At 64.2% G+C, this 25,924-nt stretch carries 22 protein-coding genes; 17 read left to right on the forward strand and 5 right to left on the reverse strand.

The genetic code is table 11. From position 1 onward, the window contains the following. Positions 1–7 precede the first annotated feature (7 nt). Complete coding sequence (locus KFE19_04135) at positions 8–838, reverse strand: C39 family peptidase (protein QUO38704.1); 831 nt, start codon at positions 836–838, stop codon at positions 8–10. A gap of 325 nt (positions 839–1,163) precedes the next feature. Here KFE19_04135 and KFE19_04140 point away from each other — a divergent pair, with 325 nt between their 5' ends. The 3 genes from KFE19_04140 (at position 1,164) to KFE19_04150 (ending at position 5,394) form a co-directional block, all read left to right on the forward strand. Continuing rightward, the gene (locus tag KFE19_04140; GenBank protein QUO39518.1) at positions 1,164–1,877 is read left to right on the forward strand and encodes an anaerobic ribonucleoside-triphosphate reductase activating protein; all 714 of its coding nucleotides are present in this window, start codon (positions 1,164–1,166) and stop codon (positions 1,875–1,877) included. Between the two features lie 148 nt (positions 1,878–2,025). Next, on the forward strand, positions 2,026–4,419 hold the full coding sequence (locus KFE19_04145; protein ID QUO38705.1) for a ribonucleoside triphosphate reductase: 2,394 nt from the start codon (positions 2,026–2,028) through the stop codon (positions 4,417–4,419). 66 nt (positions 4,420–4,485) lie between these two features. Next, the gene (locus KFE19_04150) at positions 4,486–5,394 is read left to right on the forward strand and encodes an FAD-dependent oxidoreductase (GenBank protein QUO38706.1); all 909 of its coding nucleotides are present in this window, start codon (positions 4,486–4,488) and stop codon (positions 5,392–5,394) included. 100 nt (positions 5,395–5,494) lie between these two features. On the opposite strand, the gene KFE19_04155 is transcribed toward KFE19_04150, so the two are convergent. Further along, entirely contained in the window at positions 5,495–6,541 is a 1,047-nt protein-coding gene (locus tag KFE19_04155; protein ID QUO38707.1) for a hydroxyacid dehydrogenase, read from the reverse strand. Positions 6,542–6,737: 196 nt separating this feature from the next. On the opposite strand from KFE19_04155, the gene KFE19_04160 reads away from it, so the two are divergent. From KFE19_04160 to KFE19_04215, 12 genes are all read left to right on the forward strand, one after another. Then, positions 6,738–7,463, forward strand: coding sequence for a GntR family transcriptional regulator (locus KFE19_04160; GenBank protein QUO38708.1), 726 nt, complete (start codon positions 6,738–6,740; stop codon positions 7,461–7,463). Between the two features lie 15 nt (positions 7,464–7,478). After that, positions 7,479–7,976: a 5-(carboxyamino)imidazole ribonucleotide mutase gene (gene purE / locus KFE19_04165; protein QUO38709.1), complete on the forward strand. Its 498-nt coding sequence runs from the start codon at positions 7,479–7,481 to the stop codon at positions 7,974–7,976. 49 nt (positions 7,977–8,025) lie between these two features. Then, positions 8,026–8,739, forward strand: a complete 714-nt coding sequence (locus KFE19_04170) for a phosphoribosylaminoimidazolesuccinocarboxamide synthase (protein ID QUO38710.1) — start codon at positions 8,026–8,028, stop codon at positions 8,737–8,739. A gap of 3 nt (positions 8,740–8,742) precedes the next feature. Continuing rightward, positions 8,743–10,164, forward strand: coding sequence for an amidophosphoribosyltransferase (locus KFE19_04175; GenBank protein QUO38711.1), 1,422 nt, complete (start codon positions 8,743–8,745; stop codon positions 10,162–10,164). Positions 10,165–10,241: 77 nt separating this feature from the next. Then, the gene (locus KFE19_04180) at positions 10,242–11,279 is read left to right on the forward strand and encodes a phosphoribosylformylglycinamidine cyclo-ligase (GenBank protein ID QUO38712.1); all 1,038 of its coding nucleotides are present in this window, start codon (positions 10,242–10,244) and stop codon (positions 11,277–11,279) included. Then, positions 11,273–11,893 (forward strand): phosphoribosylglycinamide formyltransferase, encoded by a 621-nt coding sequence (locus KFE19_04185; protein ID QUO38713.1) that lies wholly within the window; start codon positions 11,273–11,275, stop codon positions 11,891–11,893. The genes KFE19_04180 and KFE19_04185 overlap by 7 nt, the downstream gene beginning before the upstream one ends. Beyond that, a complete protein-coding gene (locus KFE19_04190; GenBank protein QUO38714.1) occupies positions 11,890–13,068 on the forward strand; it encodes a phosphoribosylaminoimidazolecarboxamide formyltransferase in 1,179 nt (392 codons plus the stop codon). Before KFE19_04185 ends, KFE19_04190 begins: the two co-directional genes overlap by 4 nt. A gap of 329 nt (positions 13,069–13,397) precedes the next feature. Then, the gene (gene purD, locus KFE19_04195) at positions 13,398–14,675 is read left to right on the forward strand and encodes a phosphoribosylamine--glycine ligase (protein ID QUO38715.1); all 1,278 of its coding nucleotides are present in this window, start codon (positions 13,398–13,400) and stop codon (positions 14,673–14,675) included. 266 nt (positions 14,676–14,941) lie between these two features. Beyond that, the gene (locus tag KFE19_04200) at positions 14,942–18,637 is read left to right on the forward strand and encodes a phosphoribosylformylglycinamidine synthase (protein ID QUO38716.1); all 3,696 of its coding nucleotides are present in this window, start codon (positions 14,942–14,944) and stop codon (positions 18,635–18,637) included. A 69-nt stretch (positions 18,638–18,706) separates the two neighbouring features. Further along, the gene (locus tag KFE19_04205; protein ID QUO38717.1) at positions 18,707–20,218 is read left to right on the forward strand and encodes an IMP dehydrogenase; all 1,512 of its coding nucleotides are present in this window, start codon (positions 18,707–18,709) and stop codon (positions 20,216–20,218) included. 201 nt (positions 20,219–20,419) lie between these two features. Continuing rightward, positions 20,420–21,418 carry a ribokinase gene (locus KFE19_04210; protein ID QUO38718.1) on the forward strand — a complete coding sequence of 333 codons (999 nt, stop codon included), beginning with the start codon at positions 20,420–20,422 and terminating at the stop codon, positions 21,416–21,418. 297 nt (positions 21,419–21,715) lie between these two features. Beyond that, entirely contained in the window at positions 21,716–21,862 is a 147-nt protein-coding gene (locus KFE19_04215) for a hypothetical protein (protein ID QUO38719.1), read from the forward strand. A 44-nt stretch (positions 21,863–21,906) separates the two neighbouring features. On the opposite strand, the gene KFE19_04220 is transcribed toward KFE19_04215, so the two are convergent. Continuing rightward, a complete protein-coding gene (locus KFE19_04220; GenBank protein QUO38720.1) occupies positions 21,907–22,884 on the reverse strand; it encodes a zinc ABC transporter substrate-binding protein in 978 nt (325 codons plus the stop codon). A gap of 201 nt (positions 22,885–23,085) precedes the next feature. On the opposite strand from KFE19_04220, the gene KFE19_04225 reads away from it, so the two are divergent. Together KFE19_04225 and KFE19_04230 are read left to right on the forward strand one after the other, a co-directional pair. Then, positions 23,086–23,301, forward strand: a complete 216-nt coding sequence (locus KFE19_04225; protein ID QUO38721.1) for a helix-turn-helix transcriptional regulator — start codon at positions 23,086–23,088, stop codon at positions 23,299–23,301. Then, positions 23,288–23,734 carry a hypothetical protein gene (locus KFE19_04230; GenBank protein QUO38722.1) on the forward strand — a complete coding sequence of 149 codons (447 nt, stop codon included), beginning with the start codon at positions 23,288–23,290 and terminating at the stop codon, positions 23,732–23,734. The genes KFE19_04225 and KFE19_04230 overlap by 14 nt, the downstream gene beginning before the upstream one ends. Positions 23,735–23,790: 56 nt before the next feature. Here KFE19_04230 and KFE19_04235 read toward each other — a convergent pair whose 3' ends face one another. Together KFE19_04235 and porA are read right to left on the reverse strand one after the other, a co-directional pair. Then, positions 23,791–24,723, reverse strand: coding sequence for a pyruvate ferredoxin oxidoreductase (locus KFE19_04235; GenBank protein ID QUO38723.1), 933 nt, complete (start codon positions 24,721–24,723; stop codon positions 23,791–23,793). Between the two features lie 15 nt (positions 24,724–24,738). Continuing rightward, positions 24,739–25,914 (reverse strand): pyruvate ferredoxin oxidoreductase, encoded by a 1,176-nt coding sequence (gene porA, locus KFE19_04240; GenBank protein ID QUO38724.1) that lies wholly within the window; start codon positions 25,912–25,914, stop codon positions 24,739–24,741. Positions 25,915–25,924 lie beyond the last annotated feature (10 nt).

The following is a 25,924-nucleotide window of genomic DNA, read 5'->3' on the forward strand; positions in this document are numbered from 1 at the left end:
CCGGCGGTTACGCCGCGGGACTGGCTACCAGGAACAGCATGTCGCTGCCGCCCTCCTCCTCGGGGAAAGCGCCGTACATGGTAAAGTTGTACATCAGCCGCTCCGCGGGGTAGAAGCCGTAGCCGTCCTGATTGTGGTCGGTGGTATCATAGGGATCGGCCACGATGAACACATCGTCCTGCTGCGTCTCGGTGCCCATGGTGTCGTAGCCAATGATGATCTGCCAGTGTCCGCCCCAGTCGTTCCAGGCGATCATGACCGGCTTGCCTTCCGCCAGCCAGCCCTGGATGTCCTCCATCCAGATGCCGTCGGGATAGTCGTAAGTGGTGATCATATCAAAACCGCCCACGCCCTCGAAGATGTCCATGGCCTGCTTTAATGTGGTGCCGGGATAGCCCTCCAGTTCCGTGCTGTCCAGGGAATGGCGCAGGGCGGCCAGGCTCTCCTCGTTCCACTCGCCCAGCCGGTCATACCACTCCAGCACCATCAGGGCGGAGGTGACACCGCAGGACCACTCGCTGGTCTGCTGCTGGGTCTTGAAATGAGACAGAACGGTCAGGGTGTCCGTGGATTCCATGTTGTACACGTCGGGATGGGCAAAGTAGGGAGAGTCGGCATGGTCGCCGGCGCGCTCCACGCTGTCCGCCCCGTCCTCTTCGGACAGATCGATGGCGTAGGGGATCTTCATTTCATCGGTGAAATTCCCAGTGCTCTGGGTCTGTGCGGCATCGGCCGCAGTGGTGTCCTCGGCATTGTCAGCCGGTGTGTCAGTGGCGCAGCCGGAGAGAATTCCGGTCAGCATCAGCAGGGTCAGCGCCAGGGTGACTGTTTTTTTCATTTTCGATCTCCTTTTCGGGGTATTCCCCCGTCCGATTTTACGCGCCCCGCCGGGGCGCGCATTGGCTTTATTATAAGAACACGCTCCCCCCTGTTCAAGATGGGGAAGCGCCGGTTTTTTGCCGGCAAAAGGAGGAAAAATCATGCAGATTGCAACATACCCGGCACCTGCCTGCGGCGGCCACTCCGCCGCCATCCGGGAGGCGCTCCTCCCGCGGCGGGCCTCTTTATTTGGCTTTTGTTGCAACCACCACTTCCTATTGTGTTTTTTAAAGTTTACAATAACAACATCTTGTAATCTGGAGCAGGTCAAGGAGGAGAGGAACGTGCGGATCTGCGGACTGCAAAAACTATCCATGGTGGACTATCCGGGAAAGCTGGCAGCCACGGTGTTCACTGGCGGCTGTAATCTGCGGTGCCCATTCTGTCACAATGCCCTGCTGGTAACGCGGCTGGCAGAGAGCCCTGCTCTGACGGAGCAGGACGTGCTGAACTTTCTGAGCACGCGCCGGGGGCTTCTGGACGGGGTGGTCCTCTCCGGCGGGGAGCCGCTGCTGCACCCCGGCGCAGCGGATTTTCTGGCGGCAGTGCGGGACATGGGCTTCGCCGTGAAGCTGGACACCAACGGCTTCTATCCCCAGGCCCTGAAGGAGATCCTGGACCGGGGGCTGGCAGACTATGTGGCTATGGACATCAAGAACTGCCCGGCGCGATACGGCGAGACCTGCGGCGTGCCGGGGCTGGACGCCGGCCCGGTGGAGGAGAGCCTGAGGCTGCTCATCGGCAGCGGCGTGGACTTCGAGCTGCGCACCACACTGGTGCGGGAGCTCCACACGGCGGAGGACCTGGCCGCCATGGGCCGCTGGGTGGCAGGCTTTTTCCCGGAGGGTCAGACGCCCCGGTTCTTCCTTCAGAAATTCGTGGATTCCGGCAATCTGATCGCCGGCGGCTGTCATGGGTTCAGCGATGTCGAAATGGCGGCTCTTTCTGAGAGCCTCCGTCCCTTCCTGCCCCGGGCGGAGCTGCGGGGCGTGGAGTGACTCTGGTTTCCTTTGTGGATTCCTACGAAAGACATCACAAGATATTGTGGTTTCCTCCATTGACTTTACCACAGCGTGTGGTACAATGGATTTCGCGGGGCGCACGGCTCCGTAGGTGTGTAATTCAAAGAGAAAGCAGGGGACCTTCATGTATCAAGTTGTGAAAAGAGACGGTCAGGTCGCGGAATTCAATCTCGCCAAGATCAGCGCGGCCATTACCAAGGCTTTTGAGGCCACTCATAAGGAATATAACCCGGACATCATCGACCTGCTGGCCCTCCGGGTGACTGCGGACTATCAGGACAAGATCCATGACGGCAAGGTCTCTGTGGAACAGATCCAGGACAGCGTGGAGGATGTGCTCAGCCAGGCCGGCTATGCCGATGTGGCCAAGGCCTACATCCTCTACCGCAAGCAGCGGGAGAAGATCCGCAACCTCAACTCCACCATGCTGGACTACAAGGAGCTGGTGGACAACTATGTGAAGATCAACGACTGGCGCGTGAAGGAGAACTCCACCGTCACCTACTCCGTGGGCGGCCTGATCCTCTCCAACTCCGGCGCCATCACCGCCAACTACTGGCTCAGCGAGATTTACGATGAGGAGATCGCCAGAGCCCACAAGGACGGCGATATCCACCTCCACGACCTCTCCATGCTCACCGGCTACTGCGCCGGCTGGAGCCTCAAGCAGCTGATCCAGCAGGGCCTGGGCATCCCCGGCAAGATCAACTCCACCCCTGCCAGCCACTTGTCCACCCTGTGCAACCAGATGGTGAACTTCTTAGGGATCATGCAGAACGAGTGGGCCGGCGCCCAGGCGTTCAGCTCCTTTGACACGTACCTTGCTCCCTTCGTCAAGGTGGATAACCTCTCCCAGAAGGAAGTCAAGCAGTGCATCCAGTCCTTCGTCTTCGGCGTGAACACCCCCTCCCGCTGGGGCACCCAGGCGCCCTTCTCCAACATCACCCTGGACTGGACCGTCCCCAAGGATCTGGAGAACCTGCCGGCCATCGTGGGCGGCAAGGAGCAGGACTTCACCTACGGTGACTGCAAAAAAGAGATGGACATGGTCAACAAGGCCTTCATCGAGATCATGACCGAGGGCGACGCCGATGGCCGGGGCTTTCAGTATCCCATCCCCACCTACTCCATCACCAAGGACTTCGACTGGTCCGACACTGAAAATAACCGGCTCCTCTTTGAGATGACCGCCAAGTACGGCACCCCCTACTTCTCCAACTACATCAACTCCGACATGGAGCCCTCCGACGTGCGCAGCATGTGCTGCCGCCTGCGGCTGGACCTGCGGGAGCTGCGCAAGAAGTCCGGCGGCTACTTCGGCTCCGGCGAGTCCACCGGCTCCGTGGGCGTGGTCACCATCAACCTGCCCCGGATCGCGTACCTGTCCCAGACTCCCGAGGAGTTCTATGAGCGCCTGGACCACATCATGGACGTGGCGGCCCGGAGCCTCAAGACCAAGCGCACTGTCATCACCCGCCTGATGGAGGCGGGCCTGTATCCCTACACCAAATATTATCTGGGCACCTTTGATAACCACTTCTCCACCATCGGCCTGATCGGTATGAACGAGGTGGGCCTCAACGCCAAGTGGCTGCGCAAGGACCTGACCCACCCCGAGACCCAGGCCTTTGCCAAGGACGTGCTCAACCACATGCGCGAGCGCCTGAGCGACTACCAGGAGATGTACGGCGACCTCTATAACCTGGAGGCCACCCCCGCGGAATCCACCACCTACCGTCTGGCCAAGCACGACGTGGAGAAGTACCCCGACATCATCACCGCCGCCAAGAACCCCGGCGACACGCCGTACTACACCAACAGCTCTCACCTGCCCGTGGGCTACACCACCGACATCTTTGACGCCCTGGCCATTCAGGACGAGCTGCAGACCCTCTACACCTCCGGCACCGTGTTCCACGCCTTCCTGGGCGAGAAGCTGCCGGACTGGAAGGCGGCCGCCAATCTGGTCCGCAAGATCGCGGAGAACTTCAAGCTGCCCTACTACACCATGTCCCCCACCTACTCCATCTGTCAGGACCACGGCTACATCTCCGGCGAGCACTTCACCTGCCCGAAATGCGGCAAGGCCACCGAGGTCTGGAGCCGAATCACCGGCTACTACCGCCCCGTCCAGAACTGGAACGACGGCAAGGTCCAGGAGTTCAAGGACCGCAGGGAGTATGAAGTGGAGAACTCCCGTCTGGAGGGCCGCCGCCTGTGCGACCGGGAGAGCGCCGGCGCCGCCGAGACCGCGCCCGCCGTATCCGCCTCTGTCCCCGGCGCTGAGGACGAGCTGTTCCTCTTCACCACCAAGACCTGCCCCAACTGCAAGATTGCCAAGAGCGAGCTGGAGAAGGCGGGCCTGCGCTACCAGGTGATGGACGTCAGCGAGCACATGGACCTGGTGAGCCGGTACGGCATCCAGCAGGCCCCCACCCTGATCGTCCGCCACGGCGATCAGGTGGAGAAGCTGGTGAACGCCTCCGTCATCAAGAAGTTTGCCGCCACCCACGCGTAAGCACAAAATCCAAAAGGAGGGACCCCCGGTCCCTCCTTTTTCATTCTTCTCTATCAGGTGATCTGTATGAACGAACACTTTGACATCGTCATCGTGGGCGGCGGCCCCGCCGGGCTCACCGCCGCCATCTACGCCCGCCGGGCGGGCAAGTCCGTGCTGGTGCTGGAAAAGGAGGCCTTCGGCGGGCAGATCGCCGCCTCTCCCCGGGTGGACAACTTCCCCGGCTGCTACGGCGTCTCCGGCGCGGAGCTGGCGGAGCGGCTGTTCTCCCAGGCGGAGGCCCTGGGGGCCCGGGTGGAGCTGGAGGAGGTCCTCTCCATCCGGACCGGCGCGCCCCACTCCGTCACCACCGACTACGGCGCCTACACCGCCTCCGCCCTGGTTCTGGCCACCGGCATGAAGCACCGGACATTGGGCCTGCCCGGGGAGGAGACCTTAGGCGGCATGTCCTTCTGCGCCGTGTGCGACGGGGCCTTCTTCGCCGGTAAGGACGTGGCCGTGGCCGGCGGCGGCAACACCGCCCTCCAGGACGCCCTGTTCCTTTCGGACCTGTGCCGCCACGTGACGGTGGTCCACCGGCGGGACGCCTTCCGGGGTGATCCCATCCTGGCAGAGGCCCTGGCCAAGCGGGCCAATGTGACGCTGCGGATGAACACGGTCATCACCGCTCTGCGGGGCGAAACGGCCCTGACGGGCCTGGCCCTCCGGGATACGGCCACCGGCGCGGAGTCGGAGCTGGCGGTGGACGGGCTGTTCCAGGCCGTGGGCCAGCAGCCCCAGACGGCCCTGGCCGCGGCACTGGGTCTCACGGGGGCCGACGGCTTCCTGCCCGCCGGGGAGGACTGCCGCACCGCCGCCCCCGGTGTGTTCGTGGCCGGGGACTGCCGGGCCAAGGCCGTCCGGCAGCTGACCACCGCCTGCGCCGACGGAGCCGTGGCGGCCCTGGCCGCCTGCGCCTGGTGTGAGAGGCACTGAACAAGCAAGATTTCTCAAAACAAGCGGAGGATCGCCCATAGGGCCGATCCTCCGCCTTTTTTCTTTCCCGGGAAATGACACCGCGCCGGCACCCGCTCCCTCAGTTGACGATGTTGTCCGGCTTCTCCCCGGCGGCCACCCGCTCCGCGTCGCGCCACATGTGCAGGTGGCTGCGGCGGAACGCCCCCTCGGTGATGCCGCCCAGATGGGGCGAGAGCACCACCCGGTCCCGGAGCTCAGGGGGCAGGTCCACCAGGGGGTGGTCCGCCGGCACCGGCTCCGGCGCCAGGGTGTCCAGGCCCGCCCCGGCGACGCGGCCCTCCTCCAACACCCGGCGCAGGGCCAGATTGTCCACCAGGTCCCCCCGGCCGGTGTTGATGAGATACGCCGTGGGCTTCATGCGCGCCAGGAAGGCCTCGTCCACCATGTTCCGGGTCTGATCCGTCACGGCACAGTGGAGGCTCACGATGTCGCAGCGCTCCGCCAGCTCCTCCAGAGGCAGGTAGGTGACACCCCAGCGGGCCTCTTCCTCCGGTGCGCGGCGATGGGGCGTATAGTAGCAGATCTCGCAGCCGAAGGCCGCCAGCCGCGCCGCCGTGGCCTTGGCAATGTCTCCAAAGCCCACCAGGCCCACCCGGCAGGCCCCCAGCTCCGTGATGCCCTCCACCATGGAGCGCTCCTTCATCTCCATCTGGCGGCCCTGGCGGACCATCCGGTCCCCCTCCAGAGCATGGCGCAGCAGCATCAGCATCAGCAAAACGGTCTGCTCCGCCACGGCAGCAGCATTGCAGCCCTTGTTGTTGCACACGTCGATGCCCCGGGCCCGGGCGGCAGCCAGGTCGATCCTGTCAAAAGCCACGCCCTCGGAGTGGATCAGCCGCAGGCGGGGCATCCGCTCCATGAGAGCGCCGCTCACCGGCGTGATGGCGTCCACGAACAGCGCCTCCGCGTCCGGTGCGGCGGCGAGGATCTGCTCCTCGGTGCTGTCCTTGTCCAGATACACCGGCTCCTGGGCCCTGGCAAAGGGCAGGTCCGGCAGATACCGGCGGTAACGGGCTTCCGCGCCTAAAATCACGATCTTCAACGGCGTCTCCTCCTTGTTCTGTTCCGTCTCCGGCGCCGCCGGGGCGGTATTTTTTCTTATCATATCATACCACAAATTCTTTTTCTGCGGAGATTTTTTCCGGTCCACTCAAAACACAGTTCCAGGCTCTACAAGTCCCGGCGGAAAAGGCGGCGGCGAACTTGTCCATTTTGTCTATTGCGGCAAGGCTGCAAATTCGGTACAATAAGGTACGACCTTTAATAGTACTACCTTTTCATACTGAAATTGAGGTGAGCTTATGAGTACGCAGCCGTCCCAGTCCAAGACCATCCGGCTCCAGCTGCTCTCCGCCATGAAGGAGGGCGCCTACGCCAACAGCGAACGCCTGCCCCGCGAGAGCGTCCTGGCGGAAAAGCTGGGTATCAGCCGTACCCAGCTGCGGGACATTCTGGCCTCCCTGGAGCGGGAGGGCTTCATCACCCGCCGCCACGGCGTGGGCACCATCATCAACCGCCATGTGCTGGATGCCACTGCCCGCATGGACATCGAGGTGGAGTTCCTGGACATGATCCGCCAGAGCGGCTACCGGGCGGAGGTGGCCTTCGTGCGGGTGTCCGAAGGCACCGCCGACGCCAAGATCGCCCGGCAGCTGGCCATTGAAGAGGGAGCGCCCGTGATCCGCGTGGCCCGCCTGTGCACCGCCGACGGCCGCCCCGCCATCTACTGCGAGGACGTGGTGGACAAGTCTCTGGTGCGGGGCAATTACACCATCCAGGACCTGAAACTGCCCATCTTCCACTTCTTGCAGCGCTTCTGCGGCATCTACCCCTATCTGGACCTGACGGACCTGAAGCCCATCACGGCGGACGCCACCCTGGCGGAGACTTTGCAGATCAGCGTCGGCGCACCGGTTCTGTATATGGACGAGGTGGACTTCGACATCGACGGCAAGCCGGTGTTCTGCTCCCAGGAGTATTTCGCCGACGGCTTCTTCCGTCACACGGTCCTGCGCAAAAAGCTGTAAGGAGGGTCCCGTCACATGAAAAAAGTTGCCGTTATCATGGGCTCCGACTCCGACTGGCCCGTCGTCAAGGGCGCCTGCGCCCAGCTGGAGGCCCTTGGCATCCCCTTTGAGGCCCATATCCTCAGCGCCCACCGCACCCCCGGCCAGGCGGCACTGTTCGCCAAAAACGCCCGGGCGGAGGGCTTTGGCGCCGTCATCTGCGCTGCCGGCATGGCGGCCCATTTGGCCGGCGCCTTTGCCGCCAACACCACGCTGCCGGTCATCGGCATCCCCATGAAGGGCGGGGCCATGGACGGCCTGGACGCCCTGCTGGCCACGGTCCAGATGCCCAGCGGCATCCCCGTGGCCACCGTGGCGCTGAACGGCGCCAAAAACGCTGCCGTCCTGGCCGCCCAGATCCTGGCGGTAGAGGACGCCGCCCTGGCGGAGCGGCTGGAGGCGGAGCGCGCCGCCATGGCCCGCCAGATCGCGGAGAAGGAAGCCCGGCTCCAGGAGGAGCTGGAGCGGAAATAAGAGACGGTCAAACACGATTTATTATATATCAAACAGGAGGACTACCACCATGCAGAAGTTAGAGCAGGTCTATGAGGGCAAGGCCAAAAAGGTGTTCCGCACCGACGATCCCGAGCTGTTCATCGTGTCCTACAAGGACGACGCCACCGCGTTCAACGGCCTGAAAAAGGGCACCATCGCCGGTAAGGGCGCCATCAACAACCGCATGACCAACAACCTCATGCGCCGTCTGGAGGCCCAGGGCGTCCCCACCCACTTCGTGGAGGAGCTCAGCGACCGGGAGACCCTGGTGAAAAAGGTCTCCATCGTCCCCCTGGAGGTCATCATCCGCAACATCTCCGCCGGCTCCTTCGCCAAGCGGTACGGCGTGGAGGAGGGCATCGTATTCGACGCGCCCACCATCGAGTTCTCCTACAAGAACGACGAGCTGGGCGATCCCCTGCTCAACGAATACCACGCCCTGGCGCTGAAGCTGGCCACGAAAGAGGAGATCGATCTCATCAAGAAATACGCCTTCGCCGTCAACGACCTGCTCAAGGGCTTCATGAAGGAGATCGGCATTGATCTGGTGGACTTCAAGCTGGAATTCGGCAAGACCGCCGACGGGACCATCGTCCTGGCCGACGAGATCAGCCCCGACACCTGCCGCCTGTGGGACGAAAAGACCCACGAGAAGCTGGACAAGGACCGTTTCCGCCGGGATCTGGGCGGCGCCGAGGAGGCCTATGAGGAGGTCATGCGCCGCCTCATGGGGGACAAGTAATCCATGGGCGGCTTTTTCGGCGCGATCTCCAGGCGGGACTGCGTGCTGGACGTGTTCTTCGGCACGGACTACCACTCCCACCTGGGCACCCGCCGGGGCGGCATGGCCATCTACGACCCGGCCGCCGGCTTCCAGCGGCAGATCCACAACATCGAGAACACCCCCTTCCGCACCAAATTCGAGGCGGACCTGACGGAGTTCCACGGGTGCAGCGGCATCGGCTGCATCTCCGACACGGACCCCCAGCCCCTGCTGGTGCGGTCTCACCTGGGCCTGTACGCCATCACCACCGTGGGCATCATCAACAATGCGGACGCCCTGGTGGAAAAGTACTTCTCCCACCACGGCCACCAGTTCATGGCGCAGAGCAACGGCAAGGTCAATGAGTCGGAGCTGATCGCCGCCCTCATCAACCAGGCGGACTCCCTGGTGGACGGCATCCGCCACGCCCAGGATCTCATCGACGGCTCCGCCACCATTTTGCTGCTGACACCGGACGGCATCATCGCCGCCCGGGACAAGCTGGGTCGCCTGCCGGTGCTGATCGGCCGGAACGAGGACGGCTGCTGCGTCTCCTTCGAATCCTTCGCCTACCAGAAGCTGGGCTATCAGACTGCCTATGAGCTGGGCCCCCGGGAGATCGTGAAGATCACCGCCGACGGCTGTGAGTCCTTGTCCCCCGCCGGGGAGCAGATGCGGATCTGTGCCTTCCTCTGGACCTACTACGGCTACCCCAACTCCAACTACGAGGGCGTCAACGTGGAGGTCATGCGCTACCGCAACGGCGAGATCATGGCCCGGGACGAGGTGGCCCGGGGGATGCTGCCCAAGGTGGACTATGTGGCCGGCGTGCCGGACTCCGGCGTGCCCCACGCCATCGGCTTCGCCAACCGCAGCGGCAAGCCCTTTGCCCGGCCCTTCGTCAAGTACACCCCCACCTGGCCCCGGTCCTTCATGCCCACCAGCCAGGACGTGCGCAACCAGGTGGCCAAGATGAAGCAGATCCCCGTCCCTGAGCTGATCGAGGGTAAGAAGCTGCTGTTCGTGGACGACTCCATCGTCCGTGGCACCCAGCTGCGGGAGACGGTGGAATTTCTCTACGCCAGCGGCGCGGCGGAGGTCCATATGCGCTCCGCCTGCCCGCCCATCATGTACGGCTGCAAGTACCTGAACTTCTCCCGCAGCAACTCCGACATGGACCTGCTGTCCCGCCGCACCATTCAAGAGCTGGAGGGCGACGAGGGCCAGCAGCACCTGGAGGAGTATGCCGACGCCTCCACCGAGCGGGGCCAGTGCCTGCTGAAAACCATCTGCCGGCAGCTGGGCTTCGACTCCCTGGGCTATCAGTCCCTGGAGGGACTGCTGGAAGCCATCGGCATCGATCGTGAGAAGATCTGTACCTACTGCTGGACCGGCAAGGAGTAACGGCCGAGGCAGTTTTTCCAAAATTTAAAATTCCCGGCACCTGATTTCTAATACCCACTCATTTGGAGGTTGAAGAGATGGAAAACTCCCATTCTGCGTCCTACGCCGCCGCCGGCGTGAACATCGAGGCCGGCTACGAGGGCGTGCGGCTGATGAAGGCCCATGTGGACCGCACGGTGATCCCCGGCGTGGTCTCCGGCATTGGGGGCTTCGGCGGGCTGTTCGCCCCGGATCTTGCCGGCATGGCGGAGCCGGTGCTGGTCTCCGGCACCGACGGCGTGGGCACCAAGCAGCGCATCGCCCAGCTGATGGATAAGCACGACACCGTGGGCATCGACTGCGTGGCCATGTGCGTCAACGACATCGTCTGCTGCGGTGCAAAACCCCTGTTTTTCCTGGACTACATCGCCATCGGCAAAAACGAGCCGGAGAAGGTGGCGTCCCTGGTCGCCGGCGTGGCGGAGGGCTGCGTCCAGGCGGGCTGCGCCCTGATCGGCGGCGAGACCGCCGAGCACCCCGGCGTCATGGCCGCCGACGACTACGACCTGGCGGGCTTCTCCGTCGGCATCGTGGACAAGGCCAAGATCGTCGACCACAGCGCCATGAAGCCCGGCGACGTGATTTTGGCCCTGCCCTCCTCCGGCCTCCACTCCAACGGCTACTCCCTGGTGCGGAAGGTCTTTGACGTGGAGCACGCCGACCTGGGCGCCTACTGCGGCGAGCTGGGGACGACCCTGGGCGAGGCCCTGCTGACCCCCACCCGCATCTACGTCAAACCCGTGCTGGCGGCTCTGGCCGCGGCGGAGATCCACGGCATCAGCCACATCACCGGCGGCGGCTTCTACGAGAACATCCCCCGGTGCCTGCCCGACGGGCTCACCGCCAGGATCGAGAAAGCCGCCCTGCGGATCCCCCCCATCTTCCCCATGCTCCAGCGGATGGGGGATATCCCGGAGCGGGATCTGTTCAACACCTTCAACTGCGGCGTGGGCATGGTGGTCATTGCCTCCGCCGCCAGCGCCGACAAGGCCCTCTCCGCCCTGCGTGAGGGAGGCTGTGACGCCTATCCCATCGGCGAGATCGTCCCGGGAGAAGATCGGGTGGTTTTATGTTAACTCGCGCCCGCATTGCCGTGCTGGTCTCCGGCGGCGGCACCAATCTGGAGGCCCTGCTGCGGTCCCAGGAGGACGGCAGCCTGTCCCACGGGGAGATCGTTCTGGTCTGCTCCAGCCAGCCCGGCGCCTACGCCCTGACCCGGGCCGCCAACCACGGCGTGCCCCGGGCAGTGGTCGCCCGCAGCGGCAAGAGCCAGGAGGCCTTCGAGGCGGAGCTCCAGGAGCAGTTGACCCGTTGTCAGGCCGACTTGATCGTTTTAGCGGGCTTTATGTCCATTTTATCGGCAGATTTTGTCCGCCGCTGGCCGGACCGGATCGTCAATGTCCACCCCTCTCTGATCCCGTCCTTCTGCGGCAAGGGCTATTACGGCCTGCGGGTCCACGAGGCGGCCCTGGCCCGGGGGGTGAAGATCACCGGCGCCACGGTCCACCTGGTCAACGAGATCCCCGACGGCGGCCGCATTCTGCTGCAAAAGGCCGTGGAGATCCTGCCGGAGGACACGGCCGCCACCTTGCAGCGCCGGGTGATGGAGCAGGCGGAATGGGTCCTGCTGCCCCAGGCGGTCGAAATGTTATGTAAACAAATTTCCGAGGAGGGAGCATCCCGCTCATGAAGGAACTGGAACTGAAATACGGCTGCAATCCCAATCAAAAGCCCTCCCGCATCTTCATGCGGGAGGGAGCTGAACTTCCCCTCACCGTGCTGAACGGCAAGCCGGGCTACATCAATTTTCTGGACGCGCTGAACTCCTGGCAGCTGGTGCGGGAGCTGAAGGCCACCACGGGCCTGCCCGCCGCCGCCAGCTTCAAGCACGTCTCCCCCGCCGGGGCCGCCGTAGGCGCGCCCCTGACCGAGACGGACCGGAAGATCTACTTTGTGGACCCCGGCGCGGACCTCAGCCCCATCGCCTGCGCCTACATCCGGGCCCGGGGCGCCGACCGGCTGTGCTCCTACGGCGACTGGGCGGCCCTTTCCGATGTCTGCGACGCCGCCACCGCCCGGTACTTAAAGTACGAGGTGTCCGACGGCATCATCGCCCCCGGCTACACCGACGAGGCCCTGGAGATCCTGAAAGCCAAGAAGAAGGGCAATTACAACGTGGTGAGAATCGACCCGGACTACGTACCCGCGCCCCAGGAGTACAAGGACGTGTTCGGCGTCACCTTCCAGCAGGGCCGCAACAACTTTAAAATCGACGAGGAATTGCTGGGCAACATCGTAACGGTCAACAAGGACCTGCCCCAGCAGGCCAAGATTGACATGATCGTGGCCCTCATCACCCTCAAGTACACCCAGTCCAACTCCGTGTGCTACGTGAAGGACGGCCAGGCCATCGGCGTGGGCGCCGGCCAGCAGAGCCGCATCCACTGCACCCGCCTGGCCGGCTCCAAGGCAGACAACTGGTGGCTGCGCCAGCACCCCAAGGTACTTGGATTGCAGTTCGTGGAGGGCATCCGCCGCCCGGACCGGGACAACGCCATCGACATCTACACCTCCGACGAGTACGAGGACATCCTGGCCGAGGGCGTGTGGCAGCAGACCTTTGCCGTGAAGCCGGAGGTGCTGACGGCGGAGGAGAAAAAGGCCTGGATCGCCCGGCTCACCGGCGTCACCTGCGGGTCTGACGCCTTCTTCCCCTTCGGGGACAATGTGGAGCGGGCCCGGAAGTCCGGCGTGCAGTACATCGCCGAGCCCGGCGGCTCCATCCGGGACGACCACGTGATCGAGACGGCCGACAAGTACGGCATGGTCATGTGCTTTACGGGGATGCGGCTGTTCCACCATTGAGATAGAGGGGGAGCTGGCTGACACCGTTGCGGCATTGCGATTCCCGGCCCTATTGGGGCCGCCAATCGCGCCGCTGCCTCGAAAGCAGCTCGCTTAATCCGCCTCAGGCGGCGCTTTGCTGCTTTCCCCTCTATCTCCCCCACCACCAGTGACATCGGTCACTGGTGAGCGCCGCCCAAGGCGGCTGGGTCAAAGTATTTTCGCCACGTACACGCCGCGGCGAAAATGATTGCCAAATGAATTTGCCTTCGGCAAATTTTTTCGGTAGCCCAACGTTTTTCCCGGCCTTGCCAGGGGCCAGGTCGCAGGATAAGAGGAGGATAATATTTATGAATCTTCTGGTGGTCGGCGGCGGGGGCCGCGAGCACGCTATGATCAAAAAGCTCCGGGAGAACTCGGAGGTGGAGACCATTTACGCCCTGCCGGGCAACGGCGGCATCGCCGCCGACGCCGTGTGCGTGCCGGAGATCGGCGCCAAGGACATCGGCGCCATCGTGGACTTCGCCGTCTCCCACGGCGTGGACTTCGCCGTGGTGGCGCCGGATGACCCCCTGGCCCTGGGCTGTGTGGACCGGCTCCACGAGGCCGGCATCCCCTGCTTCGGCCCCGACGCCAAGGCCGCCCGGATCGAGGCCAGCAAGGTCTTTTCCAAGAACCTCATGAAACAGTACGGCATCCCCACCGCCGATTACCGGGTCTTTGACGACCCGGCCAAGGCCCTGGAGTACCTGCGCGGCGCCGACTTCCCCATCGTCATCAAGGCCGACGGCCTGGCCCTGGGCAAGGGGGTGTTGATCCCTCAGAACCTCTCTGAGGCGGAGGACGCCGTGAAGTCCATTATGGAGGACAAGGTGTTCGGCGCCTCCGGCAACGAGATCGTCGTGGAGGAGTTCCTCACCGGACCGGAAGTCAGCGTCCTGGCCTTCACCGACGGCACCGCCATCGTGCCCATGGTCTCCTCCATGGACCACAAGCGGGCCGGAGAGGGCGACACCGGCCTCAACACCGGCGGCATGGGCACCATCGCCCCCAACCCCTGCTACACCGCCGACGTGGCCCAGGTCTGCATGGAGACCATCTTCCTTCCCACCCTGGCCGCCATGCGGGCCGAGGGCTGCCCCTTCAAGGGCTGCCTCTACTTCGGCCTGATGCTGACCCCCAAGGGGCCCAAAGTCATCGAGTACAACTGCCGCTTCGGCGACCCGGAGACCCAGGTGGTGCTGCCCCTGCTGAAAACCGACCTGCTGACCGTCATGCGGGCCGTGGAGAGTGAGACGCTGGGCCAGCTCACCGTGGAGTGGCGCAGCGGTGCCGCCGCCTGCGTGATCCTGGCCTCCGGCGGCTATCCCGGCCACTATGAGAAGGGCAAGGCCATCACCCTGCCGGACACTCTGCCGGAGAATGTCACCGTCTACCACGCCGGGGACGCTCTGACGGCGGAGGGCGCGCTGGTCACCTCCGGCGGCCGGGTGCTGGGCGTCACCGCTACGGCGGACACGCTGGAGGCGGCCCTCCGGGACGCCTATGCCGCCGCCGGCACCATCGATTTTGAGGGCAAGTACCTGCGCCGGGACATCGGCCGCCGGGCCCTGTCCCTCCAATCTTGACCACCGGGCCCGCCGCTGGGCGGCGGGCCTCAGAGTGGCGAAAAACCTTTTCGCCACTCTGAGCAAGTTTTTTGAACCTCTAAGAGTGTTCAAAAAACTTGTGATTGAAAACGAAAGGAACCCTTCCTGGGTTCCTCTCGTAACTCTCTTCCTTCCCGTCGCACAAGTTTTTTCCCCTTTCCCAACAAGTTCAGGCCCGCCGCTGGGCGGCGGGCCTCTTTCCGCTGAAAAATACGCGCCTGCGGGCGCTTGGAGGTTTTGCCATCATGGTACGACGCATTTATGTGGAGAAAAAGCCCCCCCTGCGGCAGGAGGCCTCGGAGCTGCTGCGGGAGCTGCAGACGCTGCTGGGCATCACCGCCCTGACGGGTCTGCGCCTGCTCAACCGCTACGACGTGGAGGGTCTGGACGAGGCCGCCTTCCGCCGGGCGGTGAACACCGTGTTCTCCGAGCCCCAGGTGGACGACGCCACCGCCTCCCTCCCCGCCGGGGACTTCACCGCCTTTGCCGTGGAGTACCTGCCGGGCCAATTCGACCAGCGGGCGGACTCCGCCCAAGCCTGCATCCAGCTGATGACCCAGGGCGAGCGGCCCCGGCTCCGCAGCGCCAAGGTGTATCTGCTCTCCGGCCAGCTCTCCCCCGCCGACGTGGAGAGGATCAAAGCCTATGTCATCAACCCCGTGGAGGCCCGGGAGGCGGGCTTGGAGAGCGTGGAGTCTCTCGCCATGGAGGTGGACCAGCCCGCGCCGCCCATGGTGCTGGAGGGCTTCACCGCCATGGACGACCGCGCTCTGGAGGGGCTGATCGCCTCTTTGGGCCTGGCCATGGACCTGGGGGACCTCCAGTGCTGCCGGGATTACTTTGCCCGGGAGCACCGGGACCCCACCATCACGGAGATCCGCATTCTGGACACCTACTGGTCCGACCACTGCCGCCACACCACCTTCGGCACGGTGCTGACGGACATCGCCTTTGACGATCCCCGGGCCAAGGCCGCCTACGACCGCTACCTCTCCATCCGGGAGGCCACCCACGCCGGGGAGAAGCCCGTGACTCTCATGGACATGGGCACCCGCGGCGCCAAGTATCTCAAGCAGCAGGGGCTGCTGCCCGATCTGGACGAGTCCGAGGAGATCAACGCCTGCACGGTGAAGATCGACGTGGACGAGGACGGCGTAAAGAAGCCCTGGCTGCTCCTCTTTAAGAACGAGACCCACAACCACCCCACGGAGATCGAGCCCTTCGGCGGCGCCGCCACCTGCATCGGCGGCGCCATCCGGGACCCCCTGGCGGGCCGGGGCTATGTGTACCAGGCCATGCGCGTCACCGGCGCAGCGGATCCCCGGACCCCCATCGCGGACACCATCCCGGGAAAGCTGCCCCAGCGCAAGATCGTCCAGTCCGCCGCCAACGGGTACAGCTCCTACGGCAACCAGATCGGCCTGGCCACGGGGCTGGTGGATGAGATCTACCACAAGGGCTACGCCGCCAAGCGATTGGAGATCGGCGCCGTGGTGGGCGCGGTGCCCGCCGGCAGCGTCCGGCGGGAGGTGCCCCAGCCCGGCGACGTGGTGATTTTGCTGGGCGGCCGCACCGGCCGGGACGGCATCGGCGGCGCCACCGGCTCCTCCAAGAGCCACGACAGCAAGTCCGTCGCCACCTGCTCCGCCGAGGTGCAAAAGGGCAACGCCCCGGAGGAGCGTAAGCTCCAGCGCCTCTTCCGCCACAGCGAGGCCGTGCGGCTCATCAAGCGCTGCAACGACTTTGGCGCCGGCGGCGTATCCGTGGCCGTGGGCGAGCTGGCGGACTCCCTGGACATCGACCTCTCCGCCGTGCCCAAGAAGTACGAGGGCCTGGACGCCACGGAGCTGGCCATCTCCGAGTCCCAGGAGCGCATGGCCGTGGTGGTGGAGGCGAAGGACGCCCCCCGCTTCATGGAGATCGCCGGGGAGGAGAACTTGGAGTCCACCGTCGTGGCCACCGTCACCGACACTGGCCGCATGGTCATGCGCTGGAACGGCCAGACCGTGGCGGACCTGAGCCGGGCCTTCCTGGACACCAACGGCGCCGCAAAGCACGCCGCCGCCCGGGTGGAGGCCCCGCAGGCCTCCAAGTCCATCCCCGTCACCAACTTCCACGACACCCTCAAATCCTTTGCCGCGGATCTGAACGTCTGCTCCCGGCAGGGCCTTTGCGAGCGGTTTGACTCCACCATCGGCGCCGGCTCCGTGCTGATGCCCTTCGGCGGCAAGTACCAGAAGACCCCTGCCCAGGCCATGGCTGCCAAGCTGCCGGTGCTGGGCCACGAGACCACCACCTGCTCCATCATGGCCTGGGGCGGCGATCCACACGTGATGGACGATTCCCCCTACCGGGGCGCCTATCTGGCGGTGGCGGAGTCCGTGGCCAAGGTCATCGCCGCCGGCGGCGACCGGAGGAAGTGCTGGCTCTCTTTCCAGGAGTACTTTGAGAAGCTGGGCACCACCCCGGAGCGCTGGGGCAAGCCCGTGGCCGCCCTGCTGGGCGCCCTGTCCGCCCAGCTGGACCTCCAGTGCGCCGCTATCGGCGGCAAGGACTCCATGTCCGGGTCCTTCAACGACCTGGACGTGCCCCCCACCCTGGTGTCCTTCGCCGTGTCCGTGGGCCGGACGGACCGGATTCTCTCCAACGAGTTCAAGGGCTCCGGCCACAAGGTCTATCTGCTCTCTCCCAAGACGGAGGCCGACGGGGCGCTGGACCCGGAGAGCCTGTGCGCCGTGCTGGATACCGCCCAGCGCCTCATCGCCTCCGGCAAGGTCCTCAGCGCCGGCGTCACAGGCTTCGGCGGCATCGCCGTGTCGGTGATGAAGAGCTGCCTGGGCAACGGCCTGGGCTTCTCCTTCACCGACGCCTTCCTGCCCGCGGACCTCTTCGCCCGCCGCCCGGCGGCCATGCTGCTGGAGGCCGCGGAGGACCTGGACGACGGCATCTGCGTCGGCGTCACCAACGGCAGCGGCTGCATCTGCTGCGAGTGCGAGTCCGTGACCTTGGGTGAGCTGACCGGACCCTACGACGAGACCCTGGAGGACGTGTTCCCCATGACCGCCGATCAGGGCAGCGAAGCTGTGCCGGTGCTGGAGGCCCCTGCCTTCACCCGCGCTGCCCCCAAGGCGGGCTGCGCCGCGCCGAAGGTGCTGATCCCCGTGTTCCCGGGCACCAACTGCGAGTACGACAGCGCCCGGGCCGTGGAGCGGGCGGGCCTGGTGCCGGAGATCCTGGTGCTGAACAACCGCTCCGCCGCCGACGTAGCGGCCTCCGCCAGACGCTTTGCCGCGGCGGCCCGGGAAAGCCAGGTCATCTTCATCCCCGGCGGCTTCTCCGGCGGCGACGAGCCCGACGGCTCCGGCAAGTTCATCACCGCCTTCTTCCACAACGGCGAGGTCTCCGACGCGGTCATGGACCTGCTGAAGAACCGGGACGGCCTCATGCTTGGCATCTGCAACGGCTTCCAGGCCCTCATCAAGCTGGGCCTGGTGCCCTACGGCGAGATTCGGGACATGGACGACTCCTGCCCCACCCTGACCTACAACGTCATCGGCCGCCACCAGTCCCGGATCGTCCGGACCCGGGTGGCCTCCAACCGCTCCCCCTGGCTGAGCCGGGTACACGTGGGCGACGTGGTCAGCGTACCCATCTCCCACGGCGAGGGCCGCTTCCTGTGCCGTCCGGAGCTGCTGGCGCAGCTGGCGGAAAACGGCCAGATCGCCACCCAGTACGTGGACCTCACCGGCGCGCCCACCATGGATGTGGCCTTCAACCCCAACGGCTCCGTCTGGGCCGTGGAGGGCATCACCTCCCCCGACGGCCGGGTGCTGGGCAAGATGGGCCACTCCGAGCGGATCGGCCCGGGCCTCTATCAGAACGTGCCCGGCCGGTACGACCTGGAGCTCTTTGCCTCCGCCAGGGATTATTTCACACTTTGACCCTTGCTTTTCTCCACGGTTGTGGTATCCTAATGCAAATCCGCAAATCTAAAGAAACGAGGTGGCCCCATGGCTTACTTTTTCCCCGAACCCTCCCGCACGTTCAGCGAGTACCTGCTGGTGCCCGGCTACTCCTCCTCCGAGTGCATCCCCGCCAACGTCTCCCTCAAGACGCCGGTGGTGAAGTACCGCAGGGGCGAGGAGCCCGCCCTCACTATGAACGTCCCCATGGTCTCCGCCGTCATGCAGGCGGTCTCCGGCGAGCGCATGGGCATCGCCCTGGCCAAGGAGGGCGGCATCGCCTTCATCTACGTCTCCCAGCCCATTGCGGAGCAGGCGGAGATGGTGCGCAAGGTGAAAAACTACAAGGCGGGCTTCGTCACCAGCGACTCCAACCTGCGCATCGGCGACACCCTGGCCGACGTGCTGGCGCTGAAAGAGCGCACCGGCCACTCCACTATGGCCGTCACCGACGACGGTACCGGCACCGGCAAGCTGCTGGGCCTGGTCACCAGCCGGGACTACCGGGTCAGCCGCATGGACCCCGCCACGCCGGTGAAGGACTTCATGACCCCGGTGGAAAAGGTCATCTCCGCCGTAGAGGGCACCAGCTTGAAAACCGCCAACGACATCATCTGGGACCACAAGCTCAACGCCCTGCCCATCCTGACTGAGGACGGCCGCCTGGTGAGCTTTGTGTTCCGCAAGGACTACGACTCCCACAAGGACAACCCCCTGGAGCTGCTGGACGGCCAGAAGCGCTATGTAGTGGGCGCCGGCATCAACACCCGGGACTATGAAGAGCGGGTCCCCGCCCTGGTGGACGCCGGGGTGGACGTGCTGGTGATCGACTCCTCCGAGGGCTACTCCGAGTGGCAGGCCCGGACCCTCAAGTGGATCCGGGACCGCTATGGCGACACCGTAAAGGTGGGCGCCGGCAACGTGGTGGACGGTGAGGGCTTCCGCTTCCTGGCGGACGCCGGGGCTGACTTTGTGAAGATCGGCATCGGCGGCGGCTCCATCTGCATCACCCGGGAGACCAAGGGCATCGGCCGCGGCCAGGCCACGGCGGTCATCGACGTGGCGGCGGAGCGGGACCGGTACTTCGAGGAGACCGGCGTCTATGTGCCCATCTGCGCCGACGGCGGCATCGTCCAGGACTACCACATCACCCTGGCCCTGGCTATGGGCGCGGACTTCTGCATGCTGGGTCGGTACTTCTCCCGCTTCGACGAGTCCCCCACCAGCAAGGTCCTCATCGGCGGAAGCTATATGAAGGAATACTGGGGCGAGGGCAGCGCCCGGGCCCGGAACTGGCAGCGCTACGATCTGGGCGGCGCCGCCAAGCTGAGCTTCGAGGAGGGCGTGGACTCCTACGTGCCCTACGCCGGCGCCCTGGCCGACGGCATGGCCACCACCTTGTCCAAGATCCGCTCCACCATGTGCAACTGCGGTGCCCTGACCATTCCGGAGCTGCGGGCCAAGGCCAAGCTGACCCTGGTCTCCTCCGTCTCCATCGTGGAGGGCGGCGCCCACGACGTGCTGCTGAAGGACACCACCAACTCCGGTAACCGCGGCTGAGTATTCGCTTTGATAGAAAGCATCCCCCGTCCTTTACGGGCGGGGGATGCTTCTGCCGATAAACAGATCTTTTTAATTTACACTTTTTGACTTTCCGGACAGCTTAATCGTTTTTCTGTTAAGATTCCACAAAAGGCTTGCATTTTTCCCTCAAAGACGTATAATAATAGGAAAACGATTACCTCACAGGAGTTCAATGCCATGCAAAGAAAACCTCGTATCTTAGTCGTGGGCAGTTTTGTGATGGATGTGATCGCCACCACTGAACGGGTGCCCGCGTCCGGTCAGACGGTCTACGGAAAATCCTTCCACACCGCTCCCGGCGGCAAAGGCGCCAATCAGGCGCTCCAGTGCGCCCGTCTGGGGGCGCAGGTCACCATGATGGGCTGTGTGGGCGACGACCTCTTCGGCCGCCAGCTGCTGGAGATCCCCCGCCAGGCAGGAGTGGATGTGAGCCGTGTGGTGGTCCGTCCGGGCATCAGCTCCGGTGTGGGCCATGTGACGCTGGAGGTGACGGAGCACACCGCCCAGAACCGCATTGTGGTGATTCCCGGTGCCAACCAGACGCTGACGGTGGAGGAGGTGTCCTGGCTGCGGCAGGAGATGTCCTCTTTTGATATGGTGCTGCTGCAGCTGGAAGTCCCCATCGAGGTCAATCTGGCCGTGGCCGGCTGGGCCCGGGAGGCCGGCGTGCCGGTGATGCTGAATCCGGCACCCGCCACCGATCTGGACGACCGTCTTTTGAAGCTGGTCACCTATCTGACGCCCAATGAGCAGGAGGCCTCGGCGGAAACCGGCCTGCCACTGCGGATGGACCAGCGGGGCATTCAGCGGGATGATCTGAAGAAGATCGCCGCAGCCCTGGCGGCCAAGGGCGTGGAGCACGTCATCATCACCTTGGGGGCCAATGGCTCCGCTGTGGTTTTGGGAGACGGCATCCAGTACATCCCTGCTGTACATATGGACCATGTGGCAGACCCCACCGCCGCCGGTGACTCCTTCGTGGGCGCCCTATGCGTCGGGTTGACCATTGGCCTTCCCCAGACGGAGGCCCTGGCCTTTGCCAGCCACACCGCTGCCATCACGGTCTCCCGGATGGGCGCCATGCCCTCCCTTCCCACATTGGAAGAAGTGGCGCAGCTGCTGCGCCAGCGGGCGTATCAGGGCTTTGATCTGTCCGTATTGGACGCCCTGCGTTGATTCTTTTGCCGCGCCGCCTCCTAAAAGAGGCGGCGCGCTTTCCTTTCTCCGGAGAATGTGATAAAATAAACCAAATGATGGCCCTGACGAGCCGCTGCGCAAGCGTGTCTCGCCATACAGCTGGGCGAATATTTTTCCGGCACTGGAGCAGTGCACATCCCGCTGCTCTTTGACAGAAAACGATTCCGACCCGGAGGACACCGGCGCTTCGTTCTGATCCGGCGATTGGAAGCATTGGTAGGACACCCTGTCCAGAGCAATGTCTGCCATCAAAGTTCACAGCAGGAGGGATCCGCAATGCTGCGGGAACATCTGGCCATCAATCTCAAGCAGCTCCGACGGGAGCGGGGCTGGACTCAGGAGACCGCCGCGGGACTTGAGCTGGAACCGGCGGCGCTGCTGCGCGGGCCGGAGCGGGGAGCCGGTTCGGATGCGGAAATATGAATAACAGGCAGCGGCGGGTCCTTTCGGGCCCGCCGCTGTTTCATTCAGCACATATGCTGGCGCAGGGTCTCCAGGTTGTCTGTCATCAAGGAGATGTAGGTGGCTCCCGCCGCCAAATCATCGGCAGAGACGTTGTGGCAGGAGTGGAACATCGCCGTCTCCGCGCCCGCGGCCTCGGCAATGCTGTCCGCCACCAAATGATTGGAAAATTCAATATACCACACGGTGGAGATTCCCTCCTCCCGGACCTTTTCCGTCAAAAAGGCGATGGTGGCGGCGGAGGGTTCCGTCTGGGTGCTACACCCGGGGAAGGCGGCGTAATAGGGGATGTCAAACTCGTCGGCGAAATACCGCAGGGGGAAACGGTCGCCGAACACCATGGTCCGGTCGGCCACGCCGGCGAAGAAATCGGCAAATTCCCGGTCCAGGGCCTCGATCTGACCGGCGTAGTCCGCCGCGTTGGCCGCATAGAACGCAGCGTTGGACGGATCCAAAGCCTCCATCTCCGCCCCGATGGCCCGGGTGATCTGGGCAGCGTTCCGGGGGGAGGTCCACACGTGCTCGTCGTAGCCCACCACTTCTCCAAGGCCCAGGCCCTCGTCGTGGTCATGCTTGTCCTCGTGGCTCTCCATGCCCTCCACGGTCTCCTCCTCCAGCAGGTCCACGCAGTCGATCATCCGCAGCGTGGTTCCCTGGGGCTCCACGGACTCCAGGATCGTCTCCACCCAGGTGTCGGACTCGCCGCCCAGGTAGAGGAACAGGTCGCACTGCTGCACCGCCATGATGTCGGCGGGGGTGGGCTCATAGGAGTGGCTCTCCGCCCCCGGCGGCAGCAGCAGGGACACCTCCGCCGCCTCGCCGCCCACGGCCCGGGCAAAATCGTAGGCCGGGAACACCGTGGCCACCACGGTCAGCTTGTCCGTCTCCCCGTCGGCGGGGGCCGTCTCTGTTTTGCCGCAGCCGGAGAGCAGCAGAAAGGCCGCCAGCAGAGCGGCGGTCACAGGGGTCAGTCTCTTGTTCACAATGGGTCTCCTTTTTAATTTGAGAATTATTTTCAAATCATACTATACCATCTGCCCTTTGGAATTGCAAGAGAAACCTTTTGCCGTACCGGAGTTCCCGCCTCGTCCTGGGGCGGGAACAAAAAACGTAAAGGAACCTTGACATTCTGCTTTGGCTGTGGTATATCATATGTAAAGGAACCTTTACGAACGGAGGCGCTTATGGACAATCGGGTGGAGGAGCTGCGGCGGCAGCGGGGCCTGAGCCAGGAGGCCTTCGCCAAGGCCATCCGGGTCTCTCGGCAGACGGTCAGCTCCATCGAAAACGGGCGCTACAACCCCTCCCTGGACCTGGCATTTACCATTTCCGATTTCTTCGGTTTACCGGTGGAGGAGATCTTCCTACACGAAAGGAGTGTGTTCCATGAAAAAAAGTAATCTCTGGGCGGGTCTGGCGGAGATCGCCCTTGGTCTTGCCTTCCTGGCGGCTGCCTTTTTGTGGGTGGAGGGCCCCCTGGGCAGCCTCCTGTGCGGTCTGGGCGGCGGACTGCTGGGCAGCGGCGGAAATCTGGTCTGGAAATACTGGAAGTGGACCCGGCCGCAGAACGCAGAACGCTACCGCGAAAAGCTGGAGCAGGAGGAGATCGACCTGCGGGACGAGCGGAAGAAGCTGCTGCGGTGCAAGGCGGGACTATATGCGTATCAGCTGGGCCTTGCGGTGTGCTGCCTGGCTGCCTTCCTGACATCGCTGCTGGGGGCTCTGGGCGTCCTGGAGCACCATCTGCCCCTGCTGTGCTTCCTGGTGGCGTACCTGGTGTTCCAGTACGCGGCGGGGCTCTGGTTTTACCGCCGGCTGGAGCGGAAGTACTGAGCAAAAGACCGGCCCCGCCGATGGCGGGGCCGGTCTTTTGTTTCAGAACAGATTGCTTACAGCTCGCAGAGCTTGAGCAGATCCTCCCAGTTGCGGTCCACTTCCTTCTGGACCTCTTCGATCATCCACTCGTTGCCGGGCTTGAACATGTGGGCGAAACGCCCCTGCATCTTCAGATACTCCTCAACGGGCAGCTTGTTCTTGGGCTTGTAGCTGAGGATGTACTTGCCTTCGACCACCTCGTACAGGGGCCACACGCAGGTCTCCACCGCCATCTTGGTCACTTCCATCAGCTTTTCGCTGGGATAGCGCCAGCCGCGGGGGCAGGGAGCCATCACGTTCAGGAAGGCGGCGCCGGGGGTGTAGATGGCCTTGTGGGCCTTCTCGCTGATGTCCTTGAAGTTGCCGATAAAGGTGGTCTGAGCAACATACGGCACACCGTGGGCCACCATGATCTTGGTCAGATCCTTTTTCTTCTGCAGCTTGCCGGGGACCACCGTGCCCGCGGGGGTCGTGGTGGTGTCGGCGAAGTGGGGCGTGGAGGAAGAACGCTGGATACCGGTGTTCATGTAGGCCTCGTTGTCGTAGCAGACGTAGACCATGTCATGGCCGCGCTCCATGGCGCCGGACAGGCTCTGGAAGCCGATGTCGTAGGTGCCGCCGTCGCCGCCGAAGGCGATGAACTTGTAGGTATCGTCCAGCTTGCCCCGTTTCTTCAGGGCGTTGTAGGCCGTCTCCACGCCGCTCAGGGTGGCGCCGGCATTCTCAAAGGCATTGTGGATCCAGCTGCCCTTCCAGGAGGTGTAGGGATACACGGAGGTGGAAACCTCCAGGCAGCCCGTGGCGTTGCACACGATCACCTGATCGCCGGGCTCCACCTGACGCAGCACCGTACGCACCGCGATGGGAGAGCCGCATCCGGCGCACATCCGGTGGCCGCCGGCCAACCGCTCCTCCCGGAGCAGGTTCTCTTTCAGATTGTAACTCATCTCGTTGTCCCTCCCTTATTCCCGGACATCCAGGTAACGATAGGTCTCGCCCACCTCGCCGGTGGCCGCGATCTTTTCCACTTCCGCGAACACGTGCTTGATGCTGTCCACGCGCACATCACGGCCGCCCAGGCCGTAGATGTAGTTGATGCCCAGCGGACGCACCGGCGCGGTATACAGCGCGGCGCAGGTGTCGGCGTAGATGGGACCGCACAAGGCGCTGAAGCTGTCTGCCTTGTCCATGACGGCAAAGGCCTTCACCTTGCTCAGCGCGGCGACGATCTCCTCCTTGGGGAAGGGACGGAAGGCACGGATCTTGATGAGGCCCACCTTGTGGCCCTCGGCCCGCAGCTCCTGGATGGCTTCCTTGGCGGTGCCGGCGGAGGAACCCATCAGGATGATGGCCACGTCGGCGTCATCCATCATGTACTCTTCCACCAGGCCGTAGGTCCGGCCGGTCATCTCGCCGAACTCCTTGCCCACCTTGCGGATGACCTCCTTGGCGTCGATCATGGCCTGAGCCTGCTGACGCTTGGCCTCCATGTAGTAGGTGGGAACGGCGTAGGGGCCCACGGAGGTGGGGTGATCCTTGTCCATGATGTTGATGACGGGCTTGTACTCGCCCACGAAGGCCTTCACCTTGTCATCCTCCACCAGCTCGATGTTCTCGATGGCGTGGGAGGTGATGAAGCCGTCCTGGCAGACCATGATGGGCAGGCCAACGGCCTCGCCGATCCGCATGGCCTGGAGGTAGTTGTCGTACATCTCCTGGTTGGTCTCGGCGTGCAGCTGGATCCAGCCGGTGTCACGGACGCCCATGGCGTCGGAGTGGTCGTTGTTGATGTTGATGGGGCCGCTCAGGGCGCGGGTGGACACCGCCAGGGTGATGGGCAGCCGGTCGGAGGCCGCCACATACAGCATCTCGGTCATGTAGCACAGACCGCAGGAGGAGGTGGCGCTGATGGCGCGGCAGCCCGCCGCCTCGGCGCCGATGCAGGTGGACATGGCGCTGTGCTCGCTCTCCACCGCGATGAACTCCGTATCGACCTGCCCGTTGTCCACATAGGCCGCGAAATACTGCGGGATCTCGGTGGACGGGGTGATGGGGAACGCGCCCATCACGTCCGGGTTGATCTGCTTCATGGCATAGGCGCAGGCCTCATTGCCGGAAAGTCTCTCTCTGATTCCCATTTCCTCGTCC

Origin of the sequence: Dysosmobacter sp. Marseille-Q4140 (genome assembly GCA_018228705.1) — a bacterium.
In the GTDB taxonomy this organism is placed as follows: domain Bacteria; phylum Bacillota; class Clostridia; order Oscillospirales; family Oscillospiraceae; genus Oscillibacter.